The sequence below is a fragment of the Megasphaera sp. MJR8396C genome, from assembly GCF_001546855.1.
Lineage (GTDB): Bacteria > Bacillota > Negativicutes > Veillonellales > Megasphaeraceae > Megasphaera.
The window spans coordinates 62,562-74,086 of the sequence record NZ_KQ958210.1 but is presented as its reverse complement, the minus strand read 5'-3'; the positions used below and the strand labels follow the sequence as shown (position 1 = coordinate 74,086).

At 51.5% G+C, this 11,525-nt stretch carries 9 protein-coding genes and 5 tRNA genes; 2 read left to right on the top strand and 12 right to left on the bottom strand.

Annotated elements, in window-relative coordinates; genetic code table 11:
- Positions 1-73: 73 nt before the first annotated feature.
- The 10 genes from HMPREF3201_RS11055 to HMPREF3201_RS11010 all read right to left on the bottom strand — a co-directional run bounded on the left by HMPREF3201_RS11055 (position 74) and on the right by HMPREF3201_RS11010 (position 4,903).
- Positions 74-781 (bottom strand): response regulator transcription factor, encoded by a 708-nt coding sequence (locus tag HMPREF3201_RS11055; RefSeq protein WP_062413112.1) that lies wholly within the window; start codon positions 779-781, stop codon positions 74-76.
- Positions 782-813: 32 nt separating this feature from the next.
- Complete coding sequence (locus HMPREF3201_RS11050) at positions 814-1,656, bottom strand: D-alanyl-D-alanine carboxypeptidase family protein (RefSeq protein ID WP_062413111.1); 843 nt, start codon at positions 1,654-1,656, stop codon at positions 814-816.
- A gap of 181 nt (positions 1,657-1,837) precedes the next feature.
- Positions 1,838-2,638 carry a CpXC domain-containing protein gene (locus HMPREF3201_RS11045; RefSeq protein ID WP_062413110.1) on the bottom strand — a complete coding sequence of 267 codons (801 nt, stop codon included), beginning with the start codon at positions 2,636-2,638 and terminating at the stop codon, positions 1,838-1,840.
- 3 nt (positions 2,639-2,641) lie between these two features.
- The gene (locus HMPREF3201_RS11040) at positions 2,642-3,388 is read right to left on the bottom strand and encodes a macro domain-containing protein (protein WP_062413109.1); all 747 of its coding nucleotides are present in this window, start codon (positions 3,386-3,388) and stop codon (positions 2,642-2,644) included.
- Positions 3,389-3,429: 41 nt separating this feature from the next.
- Positions 3,430-4,347, bottom strand: coding sequence for a metal-sensing transcriptional repressor (locus tag HMPREF3201_RS11035; protein WP_062413108.1), 918 nt, complete (start codon positions 4,345-4,347; stop codon positions 3,430-3,432).
- Positions 4,348-4,424: 77 nt separating this feature from the next.
- A tRNA-Leu gene (locus HMPREF3201_RS11030) sits at positions 4,425-4,510 on the bottom strand.
- A gap of 22 nt (positions 4,511-4,532) precedes the next feature.
- Positions 4,533-4,609: transfer RNA gene (locus tag HMPREF3201_RS11025), tRNA-Asp, on the bottom strand.
- A gap of 32 nt (positions 4,610-4,641) precedes the next feature.
- Positions 4,642-4,727, bottom strand: a tRNA-Leu gene (locus HMPREF3201_RS11020).
- Between the two features lie 15 nt (positions 4,728-4,742).
- A tRNA-Phe gene (locus HMPREF3201_RS11015) sits at positions 4,743-4,818 on the bottom strand.
- An 8-nt stretch (positions 4,819-4,826) separates the two neighbouring features.
- Positions 4,827-4,903, bottom strand: a tRNA-Asp gene (locus HMPREF3201_RS11010).
- Between the two features lie 302 nt (positions 4,904-5,205).
- Between HMPREF3201_RS11010 and HMPREF3201_RS11005 the strand changes: the two genes are divergently transcribed.
- Entirely contained in the window at positions 5,206-6,204 is a 999-nt protein-coding gene (locus HMPREF3201_RS11005; protein WP_062413107.1) for a LysR family transcriptional regulator, read from the top strand.
- A gap of 67 nt (positions 6,205-6,271) precedes the next feature.
- Here the strand turns inward: HMPREF3201_RS11005 and HMPREF3201_RS11000 are convergent, their stop codons facing one another.
- Positions 6,272-7,726 carry a Na+/H+ antiporter NhaC family protein gene (locus tag HMPREF3201_RS11000; protein WP_082709440.1) on the bottom strand — a complete coding sequence of 485 codons (1,455 nt, stop codon included), beginning with the start codon at positions 7,724-7,726 and terminating at the stop codon, positions 6,272-6,274.
- A 356-nt stretch (positions 7,727-8,082) separates the two neighbouring features.
- Positions 8,083-9,282: a methionine gamma-lyase gene (gene megL, locus HMPREF3201_RS10995; RefSeq protein ID WP_062413106.1), complete on the bottom strand. Its 1,200-nt coding sequence runs from the start codon at positions 9,280-9,282 to the stop codon at positions 8,083-8,085.
- Positions 9,283-9,638: 356 nt separating this feature from the next.
- On the opposite strand from megL, the gene HMPREF3201_RS10990 reads away from it, so the two are divergent.
- Positions 9,639-11,447 (top strand): phosphoethanolamine transferase, encoded by a 1,809-nt coding sequence (locus HMPREF3201_RS10990; protein WP_227163183.1) that lies wholly within the window; start codon positions 9,639-9,641, stop codon positions 11,445-11,447.
- Positions 11,448-11,525: the final 78 nt, after the last annotated feature.

Sequence of the window (11,525 nt, the reverse complement as noted above, 5' to 3'; positions counted from 1 at the left end):
TTGGTCCAACTTTAGGGGGTCGGTTCACTTACGAGGGCTCCCTTTTTTTATTGCCTATATAGACAACAACTTGTTATTCTTCTACGCGAAAACGATAGCCGTTTCCCCAGACTGTTTCAATCGCCGTAAACGGCGGCTCTACTTCATTCAACTTATCCCGCAGGCGATTGACATGGACCGTGACCGTCGCCAATTCCCCTAAGGCGTCGAGATGCCAGATCATTTCAAAGAGGTATTTTTTAGAAAAGACCTGATTGGGGTGACGGGCTAAAAATAAAAGCAAGTTGAATTCTTTGCCCGTCAAGGCAATTTCCTGGCTGCCGCGAAAGACTTGGTGCCGTTTGACAAAGATGCGGAGATCGCCGATTTGGATATCGGGCTTGCTGTTGTCCGTCTCCGTCCGCTGGCTGCCTAAGAGGCGTTCATGGATATCGAGATGTGCTTTTAAGCGAGCAATCATTTCCGACGGATTAAAAGGTTTTACGATATAATCGTCGGCCCCCAGGCTGAGTCCTTTTATCTTATCTTCCAAGGCGTCTCGGGCCGTAACGAAGAGAATGGGGACGTTACTGATGGCCCGCAGTTTACGGCACAGCAAAAAACCATCCGTATCGGAAAGAGTGACATCGAGGATGACCGCCTCGATATCGCCCCCATCAAAAAGTTTCATCCCTTCTTTTCCTGTCATGGCGACGGCCACATCAAAGCCGTTCGTCTCCAGAAAATCGCGTTCGATAGCCGCAATCATCCGGTCTTGATCAATAATTAACACACGCGCCATAACAATCCCCCCTCAGAAACGATTCAATCAGCCTAGTTCCCGGTCTGTAACCGGCGGAACCCGTAGTCTAAAATGGCCGGAGCATCGGTCCATCGATTGTCATCATTATACAGGACCAATACTAAGGTATGGCCATTTCTCGTCGCCGATGCGACCAGGCAGTCGCCGGCAGCGTTGGTAAAGCCCGTCTTAATGCCATTGGCCCCTTCATAGCCACTGGTCAGGAAATGGTTCGTCGTCGTGACATGCTTCGGTGCCCGATTATCTAAATAATGGACGTCATAAGATTTGAGGCCGACGATGTACCGGAATTCAGGAAAATTTTTCATCCCATAGGCGGCCATCTTCGCCATATCCAGGGCCGTCGTATAGTGATGAGCTGCCGTCAGTCCGTTTGGATTGACGAAATTCGTATGGGCTGCCCCCATTTTAACAGCTTCAGCGTTCATCTTTTCAGCGTAGCCTTCAACGGAACCGCCCAAGGTTTGCGCAACTGCGACGGCAGCATCATTGCCGGATACGACCATCATGCCCCGCAGCGCTTCGCGGATGGTGATCGGATCTCCTGGCGCGATTCCAAGGCTCGAAGGTTCGGTATTGGCCGCTTCCCAAGAAATCTGCAAAGGCTGATCCAGTTTATCTTTATACTGATCTAATGCCGTAATCAAGGTAACGATTTTTGTCGTACTGGCCGGATGGACCCACTTGGTCGGATTGACCTGATATAATACTTTTCCCGTATCGATATCAATCATGCACGCCGATTCGGCAATCGTCGGCGGCATATCGGCCTGGGCCGTCACCGTCATGGAGCCAATCATAAAGCCAATTGCAATAACCGTAGTCAACATAATTCGTTTTAAAATTGAAAACATCAAATGCGCCCTTTCTTCTCTAAAAATCAATAGATAAACAGGTATCTTTAAAACCCTAAACTATTAATAATATTATATTTTTTATCAAATAATCTGTCAATAAATCGGGGCTGCCGCAGGGGCAGTAATTTCCCCGGGCAGAATCCCGATTCAGCCGACAGTGAAGCCATTTTCATTCCTACTAAGCCTGCGGTTTTACCGCCGTGTGGAAGATTTCTTCGCCGATTGTTTTAATCCAGAATCCGATGAGATTGCCGTACGTTTCCCGATTGGCATCGGCTTCGGCGGCCTTGATAAGGTAGGTCATGAACTGACTGGCCCAGGCATAGCCGAAGCGCTCAAAGGGGGCCTGGTCCTCACGGGACAGCTGCTCGATAATCGGCATGAAAATATCCTTAGTCACATCCTTCAGCCGGTTCGTAATGGGGTAGACATAAGCCATCCCCTTTTCATCCCTGCGCATGAATACCAGGGCTAACTGTTCCGGATCATGGCTGTCGTCGGCATAGTCGATATGATAGGCCTCCAGGGGAAGCCGTTCTTTATCGTCCTTGCTGAGCAGCTGATAGGCACCGTATTTAATGATTTCATACAGGCGGTCGTCGTAAGCGCCTTCGCATTCGATGATTTTTTCCCGCCATTCGCCCCAGGTCAATGCGGCCCGACAGGTGTATTCTGAAAAAGACGTCGTCCCCAAGGCCGCCTGGACTTCACCAAGGGTGACCTTTTCCTTTGGGTCCGGGATATGCCATATCAAGAGTTTCTTTTCCCGATCGATATAGAGGCACTTGCTTTCAATATGGATCTTGCTGTGGCAGTGAGGACAGGTGTAAAAAAATAAGTTTTCATCAAAAAGGACGCGGTCCTTCAGCGCTGCATCGCCGGCGTCAATGATATCCCAGGTATGGAATACGCCGGACGCCTGGCATGCCGGACACTGGATGGAAGCGTCCATTTCATGGGTTCCTATGGTCGAGGCCATGGGCTACTCCCCTTTCTCTCTGTTTTCTGAATACAAGGCCCGAATCTTCAATGCCGTCTGTTCGACATCGGCCAGGCTCGGCTTGGTCAATTGTAAAAAGGGCTGGATGATGGCGTCTACAGCCTTCACCTTCCCGGCCAGGACGATGGGATCCGGCGTTCCTTCACGGCTTTGCAGCAAGGCCAGGGCCGTTGAGGACTTCGCCGCCAGCCCGTCTCTTTCGCCGGCTGGGGCGTCCCGAAGTTGATGGAGCCAAAAGAACACCGCCGCCTCCGTATACGCGGCCTGTTCCCTTTCGTCGGCACAGACGATATCCAGTCGATCAAAATCGCCGCTCTCGGTGAGCAGCAAGGGAACGACGGCGGCTGCCCCTCGCCGCAGGGGATAGCCTTTATCGGCGGAACTCAGCGGAGCCAGTGCCAAATATTTCAACTTCTTTTCCCGGGCCAAATCCAGGGCCTCCCGGCAGGCCGATAAGAGCGATTTCTCTTCTTCCCGTTTGCCGCCGGCCCAGTACGGTCCTACGGCATGAATGACGAAGGCGGCTTTTAATTGGCAGCCCTTGGTCATGACGGCATGGCCGACGTGGCACATACCGATATGGCGGCAATAGGCCGAAAAAGAAATGCCCCCTCTTTGATGAATCTTACGGCTGACGGGACTTGTCGGCAACAGGGTTGAACTGGCAGAATATACGATTCCGTCGGTATTCCATTCCGATATATCACCGTTTAATACCCGAAACTGCATGGCAGTCACACCCTTTCACAATGGATAGTTCCATTATACCATTACTTTACAAAGGTATTAATAGCCTTCTTAAGATTTTCTACGGCAGCTTCATCGTCGTCGCGAATGGCATCGACGATGCAGTGGTCGATGTGATCCTTTAAGATGACCCGGCTCACACCGGCAATGGCCGAATGGACGGCAGCCAGCTGAACCAAGACGTCGCTGCAGTCCCGCTCCTCTTCGACCATGCGCTTAATGGCTTCGATATGGCCGCTGATGCGGGATAAGCGGTTCATGACCCGCTTCGTTTCGGCATGGTGGTGATGGTGGCCCTTCCCGGGTTTTGAAACGGATGCCGGTGACGGATCATCGTCGTAGACAAAATCGTCGGCAGCGGCGTCTTTTACGGCTTTGATAAAATAAAAGGACTCCGTATCCATGGCGACGGTAACCGAAAAGCCGGCACTGATCAGTTTTTCCCCCAGGATATCGACCGGCGGCAGAATCGGTGCCCCGCCGTGAATGGCATTGACAGCCTTGCGGGACATGTCGTGCATGATGACCAGCATGCCGCCCGGGGCAATGGCATCGTACAGGCGGCGGATGACGTCGCGGCTGTGATCGGCGATATGGGGATAAAAATTAAGGCAGCAGACGGCATCGTATCGTTGGCCCTCAAAATGATATTTAAGGACGTCTCCCGTCGTAAAGGCGACGTTCGGCAACGATGAAAATTTTTCCTTCGCCACGTCGATCATCTGCTGAGAGTAATCGAACCCTTCTACCGTCCCGTCAGATCCGACGGCATCGGCCAGATAGGGCAGGAAGACGCCGGTTCCGCAGCCGGCATCGAGGACGGCCGCCCCCGGTTTCAGCGCCATCAGGCGTAAAAATTCCGATAGGACTTCCCGGCTTTCTTTCCGGTCCCGGTCCCAGTGTTTGGCATAGTTTTCAAAAAAAACGTGTTCCTTATCCATGGTCTATATCCTCCATTCGGAGTGGATTCATGCCTATAAAAAAACGGTCCTGCCGCATAGCGGTAGGACCGTTCAGGTGGTGCGGTTGGGGGGACTTGAACCCCCATGAGCTTACGCTCACTACCCCCTCAAAGTAGCGCGTCTGCCATTCCGCCACAACCGCATATAAAATTAAAAAAAGAATATGGCGACCCCGATCAGATTTGAACTGACGATCTTCGCCGTGACAGGGCGACATGTTAAACCGCTACACCACGGGGCCGTTTCTATTCGCTGCTTCTCTTAGAGAAGCTATGGTGCGGTTGGGGGGACTTGAACCCCCATGAGCTTACGCTCACTACCCCCTCAAAGTAGCGCGTCTGCCATTCCGCCACAACCGCATGACATGATATTGTTGGTGCTCAGGGACGGAATTGAACCGCCGACACGGGGATTTTCAGTCCCCTGCTCTACCGACTGAGCTACCTGAGCAAAAAAAATGGCGACCCCGATCAGATTTGAACTGACGATCTTCGCCGTGACAGGGCGACATGTTAAACCGCTACACCACGGGGCCGTTTTCCATTGTATCGGCACGTAGTGCCTCAACGATAATTATTCTATCATGGCCGTCTATATTTTGCAAGTTCTTTTTTTATAAATTTTTACAAAGGAGTCCTTTTTCTTTTCAGACATCTACGGCGTCTGCCTCTTTTTCTATCTCGGAAAGCCCAAATCCGGCCCGCAATGGCCGTTCTTTCTGCCGCCGCTTTAGTTTCATCATCCTTTCTTTAAAATTGTCGTATCCTCTGTTACAATAAAACTATCCATCATTACCGGAATCACATCCCGCATCAACGAACGAAGGAAGTGCCTTTTATGACCCTGCAACAGCTTTATTACATCGTTGAGTTATCAAAACACAATTCCATCTCGGCGGCTGCTGAAGCCTTATTCATCGCCCAGCCCAGCCTGAGTACGACCATCAAGGAACTCGAAAAAGAATTCCATATCACCATCCTCGAGCGGAACCGCCACGGCATCACCTTTACGCCGGAAGGCCTGGAATTTCTTAACTACGCCAATCATATCATCGAGCAGACGACCAATCTGCGGGAACATTTCAATCCTCACCAGCCGAGCCAAAACAAGCTGCGCCTCTCCATCTCGTCCCAGCACTATATGTTTGCCGTCGACGCCTTTACGGACTACCTACAGACCCTGGCCAAAAAACCGCAGTATGCCATTACCTTCCGCGAAGGCCGCACATCACAGGTCATTCAGGACGTCGTCACCCAGCGCAGCCAAATCGGCATCATCTTTATCTCTAAGATGACCCAGAAATTTATGACTCGGACCCTTCGTAAAAACAGGCTGAAATTTACCGAGCTCTTTTCGTACCCGCCGTCGGTCTTTCTCCAAGCCAATCACCCCCTGGCCCAATACCCGTCACTTTCGATTGACCAGCTCCGGCCCTATCCTTATATTCAATATACTCAGGAAGAAGATTCGTACCAGTTTGCCGAAGAGGTCGTCATCCCCGACATCAAGCCCGACCGGGAAATCAGCACGACCGACCGTTCGACTTTATTCAGTGTCATCGCCGCCACCGACGCCTATACCATCGGTACGGGCATCTTATTCCGGGACGGGCGAAAGTGGCCCATCGTCTCGATTCCCATGAAAAATCCCTTGGATATCATGCGCGTCGGCTGGATCAAGCTGCAGGAAACGCCCCTGCCCTTAGCCGCCAGAGCCTACATCGAGCAGCTCGAAAAGACCTTGGTCAACAGTCACGTCATCGCCGAAGATCAGCCGGCCAAACAGGCACCGGAAAGAATCGCTCAAAGCGTCATTACCAAACACCAATTTGAATAAATTGCGTAAAAAATAGCTCTTCCCCATGCGCCGGGGGAAGAGCTATTTTATATTCACCAATCAGCCCTTACAAGGCCGCCGCCTTTTCATCCGAGCCGGTAACCTGGCTCTGCGGCTTTTGGGCTTCGAAATTCCAAGGATCCCGGCGGATAAAACCGTCCGAGAAGGGAATGAAAACGGAAATGATAGCCGAAATGCCGAGGAGATAGATGAACCAGCAGTATGGCAGAACTTCCAGCGGCGACACCTTACCGTTAGAAAAGCCGGCCATGATCAGCATCTGAGCCCCATAGGGAACGAGGCCTTGGAAAATCGTCGAGAAGGTGCTCAAGAGGGCCGCACTGCGGCGGGGATCGACGTGGAACTTATAGCAGATGCGCTTGGCCACTTCGCCGTTGATGATGATGGCAACGGTATTGTTGGCCGTAGCGATGTCGGTAATCGATACCAGGGCAGAAATCCCCAGTTCAGCAGAGTTCTTACCCTTGATAAAGCGCTGGACCGTAGCCAAGAGATAGGCGATGCCGCCGGCCTTGTTGACCATGGCCGCTAAGCCGCCGGTCAGCATGGACAGGAAGAAGATGTCGGTCATGCCCAAAAAGCCCTTGTAAATAGCCTGAGCAAACGTAAGGGCCGACAAATCGCCGTAAAAGAGGCCGATAGCCCCTGCCAGAAGGGTACCGCCGACGAGGACGGCAAAGACGTTGGCACCGGCAACGGCCGTTACCAAAACGACGATATACGGCAAAACCTTAATCAAATTGAAAGGATGATCACCGGCACTGACAGCCGTCTCAGAACCGCCAAAGAAGATGAGCAGGATGACCGTTAAAATAGCCGGCACCAGGGTCAGCCAAAAATTAAGGCGGAACTTATCTCTCATAGCGCAGCCCTGGGTCCGCGTCGAGGCGATGGTCGTATCGGAAATGATAGAGAGATTATCGCCGAGCATGATGCCGCCCATGACGCAGCCGATCATCAGCGGCAGGGGGATCCCCGCTTTTTCCGCGACGGCGACAGCAATAGGCCCGATAGCTGCGGCACTGCCGACCGATGTACCCGTTGCCGTAGCGATGAAGCTGGCGATAACGAAGACGCCGGCTGCTAAGTATTCTGGTGGAATATAGGTCAGGCCCAGATTAACCGTCGAGTCGATACCGCCCATGGCCTTACAGGTAGCCGCAAAGCCGCCGGCCAAGAGATAAATAATGCACATGATAATGATGTTCGAGTCACCACAGCCTTTGACAAAGGTTTCAAATTTTTCGTCAAAGTTACTGTCCCGGATAAGGATAAATGCCGTAATCGCACCGATAGCCGCTGCCAGCGGGGCCGGGAACTGGTAGAATGCCATTTCCATGCCACTCATATCCAAAATAATGCCGCTTCCCAAATAGACTACAATGAATACGACAAAGGGAATCAAGGCCAGCGCATTTGGTTTTATCGGGTTGTTTTCCAAACGCCGCTCCTTAGTAATGGCCTTTTCCACCTTCTTTTCGAGGCCTTCATTTTCGTTCATAAGTCGTCTCCTTTCACACCGAGAGAGTATTGTTTGGCACGGCCCTATTCCGATCTGTAGTGGCGCCGTATCACAGAAGCAGGGCCTGCCGGCCAATCACGCACGGACGATTTATGCTGAACCGCGTTCCGAAAGAGCTATCGCCGGGCGTAACGGCCTGTCTCACGATCTTTTCTTTATTGTACATCATATTATTTTCTTTGTATAATATATATTCACTTAAGATTTATATAGTCAAAGGCTATTTAAGCCATAAAAACAAACTATATCTTATGTACAGACCCTATTAACGATAACAAACAGGCGTCCCGAAACATTTCAGGACGCCTCTGTTATCACCAGTAATAGCGATTCATTTATTTGACTAAATCAAGGGCTTGTTTGAGATCGGCAATGATGTCTTCCGGATCTTCGAGGCCGACCGACAGGCGGACCAGTCCTTCACTGATACCGGCAGCCTTTAATTCGTCCGGCGTATACGTCGAGTGGGTCATGGACGCAGCGTGTTCAATGAGGGTTTCGGCATCGCCCAGGGATACGGCCAGGCTGCACAGCTTGACGTTATTCATGACCACAGCCCCTTCTTCCTTGCCGCCTTTTAATTCAAAGGAAATCATGCCGCCGGGAAGGCTCATCTGTTTTTTAGCCAGTTCATACTGCGGGAAGCTCTTGAGACCCGGATAGGCGACGCTCTTGACTGCCGGATGGGTTTCCAAGAATTCAGCGACCTTCATGGCGTTGGACGAGTGTTTTTCCATGCGCAGGGCTAAGGTCTTCATGCCGCGGGAAATGAGGAAGGCATCAAAGGGACTGAGGACGGCCCCGGTCATATCCTTGAGGCCGAAGAGGCGGACGTTGGTGATATAGTCCAGTTTGCCTACGACGAAGCCGGCAATGACGTCACCGTGGCCGTTCAAATATTTCGTAGCCGAATGAACGACGACGTCGGCGCCAAGCGCCAAGGGCTTCTGGATATAGGGCGAGCAGAAGGTATTGTCGACGACGACCGTAATGTCGCCCATTTCATGGGCAATCTTGCTGATGCCTTCAATATCGGAAATCTTCAAGGTCGGATTGGCCGGCGTTTCCAAATAGACAACGCGGGTATTCGGTTTGATCGCTTTTTTGACGGCGTCGAGGTCGGTAATGTCGACGAAGGATACGTCTACACCGTAGCGGGTCATGCCGTGGTTGAGCAGGGCAAAGGTGCAGCCATAAAGGGTGTCGCCGGCAACGACGTGATCGCCGGCGCTGAGCAGCGTCCACAGAGCCGACGAGATGGCGCCCATACCGGATCCCATGGAGCAGCAGGCTTCGCCGCCTTCGAGCATGGCCACTTTTTCTTCGACCTGGGTGTTAGACGGATTGCCAAGGCGGGAATAGATATAGCCCGGTTCCTGGAGGGCAAAACGATTGCCGCCCTGTTCCGCCGAGTCAAAAATAAAGGTAGACGTTTGATAAATCGGATTGGTGAGCGCTCCAAATTCATTCTTCATGGCACCGGCATGAATCGCCTGTGTCGCAAACCCCATTTTTTTCAGCATTTCTTTTTCCATTATGATGACCTCCTTTAATATATGTCCACTTTCAACGATATGACTGTTTCTATTGGCAAACAGTTTTTTCATCAAACCGTTGCAGTTTCGATTTTTATGCCATTATGCCTCTTTACACTCAGTGTATCATAGGCCACTCAGCCTGTATAATACGTATCTACCGAAGGATTTTCATAGTTTCCGGCTATGCACAAAAAGAGAATTTTAAGTCCCTTTTTTATCGAGAAATCCTTGCATTTTTCTCTATGTTATTCCGTGTATTTGATGTATAATATAGAAGATACACGTTGTTTACATTGTTTACATCGTTTTTACACTAGAGATAGAGAGGGTAGATCAAATCCATGTACTTCGCAATGAATGCACTCAAAAAATGGCGACACAGACTGCTTCGTCTGTTCCTCGTCTTTGCCATCGTCTATATCGCCTGCTTCCAATGGCAGTTCATCGTATCCCTGGGAATGGGGCCTGACAACATTGCCGACATGACCTTTGGTCTGCTTCCGGGCGTCACCGCCGTCGTCTTGTCCCTGGCCTTTTACTGGAAGCACCTATCGGTGCAGAACGTGCTGCCGCCGGCTCTCATCGGCCTCGGCTGGATCGTGACCGGGCCTTATCTCAGTTACGTGTCTCTCATAAACACCAACACGATTTATCTAAACAACATCTACGACATCTACGTCGGACTCTATTTCTTTGCCATCTTCTTCTGCCTGAATATGCTCATCAAGCAGTATGTGCCGCGAAAATTAGGGTCCCTCATCATGACCATCGTCCAGCTGATCGGCGTCTTCCTCATCATCCTCCAATGGGCTTACTACGCCCTGTACCACTCGTCGATCACGACGTCGGGGGCTTTGCTCATCTTTCAGACCGGGCCGGCCGAAACGCTGGAATACTTCCAGTCCCTGGGCGTGACTAAGATTGCAACCATCGTCGTCAGTCTGGCCGCCCTCCTCAGCGCCTTGTTCCTGCTAAATTATCGTCAGGACGTCCTGCCCCGGACGGAAACGTACCGCAAACTGATTCCGATTTTATCGGTCCTATTCATCATCGCCCCGTCCATCGTCGCCTTAGGGGAAGAAATCCTGCCGGAATCGTTCCCGGTCCGGACCTTCCTCGATACCCACGATTACATGCAGCGTTCGGCCTTATATGCCGAAAACCATGATTCTAAATTCGCCAATTTACAGGCCGTCCAACTGAATCCGGCCGATTATCCCAATACGGTCGTCGTCGTCATCGGCGAATCGGAAACGCGAACCTTGATGAACGCCTATAATCCCGACCACGTCCCCAATACGCCGTGGCTGACCGCCATGAAGGCCAATCCCGACTTTACCTTGTTCACCAACGCTTACAGCAGCGTTTGGTACACCGTCCCGGTCCTCGAGCACGCCTTGACGGAGTCGAATTTCTATAATAACAAGCCTTTCAACGAATCGATTTCCATCATCGACATGGCCAAAAAAGCCGGCTATAAGACGTACTGGTTCAGCAACCAGGGTTCGGTCGGCGTCGCCGATACACCGATCACCTTAGTCGCCAATACGGCCGACGTTTCGGAATGGGTCGACCGCGATTTGAAGGAATCGACACAGGACGGTGCCCTCTTACAGTTCTTAAAGCGCGTCAACCCCAAGGAAAAGAACTTCGTCGTCCTCCATCTCATGGGCAGCCATATCGAATACCGAAACCGCTACCCCAAGGAGTTCCAGAAGTTTGACGACGGCCATCTGAACCGCGCCGCCGACTTCGACAACACCGTCCTCTACACGGACTGGGTCTTGTCCCAGATTTTTGACTACGCCCGGGAAAACCTCAACCTCGACGCCATGGTTTACTTCTCCGATCACGGCAGCGATCCCGACGTAGCCCGTCAGCCGGACAGCGCCAGCTTCAAAGTCCTGCGCATCCCCATGTTCGTCTACTTGTCCGAAGGCTATCAACAGCGAAATCCCGACGTCGTCTCCGCCGTCAAAGCCAATAAAGACAAGTTCTTTACCAATGACCTGGAATACGAATTTATCTGCGGCATCCTCAACATGCAGTCGCCCAATTACGATCCTACCATGTCCATCGCCTCGTCCAAGTGGAAGATGGAACGCAAGGATCTGGTGACCCGCTTCGGGCAGACCAGCCTCTTGGAAGATAAGGAATATTGATTCAAAGGACTATCACTAGATAGTCCTTTTTTCGTGCTTAGAACGGGCCCCGGTCTATGAGGCCCTGCCCGATTGGGG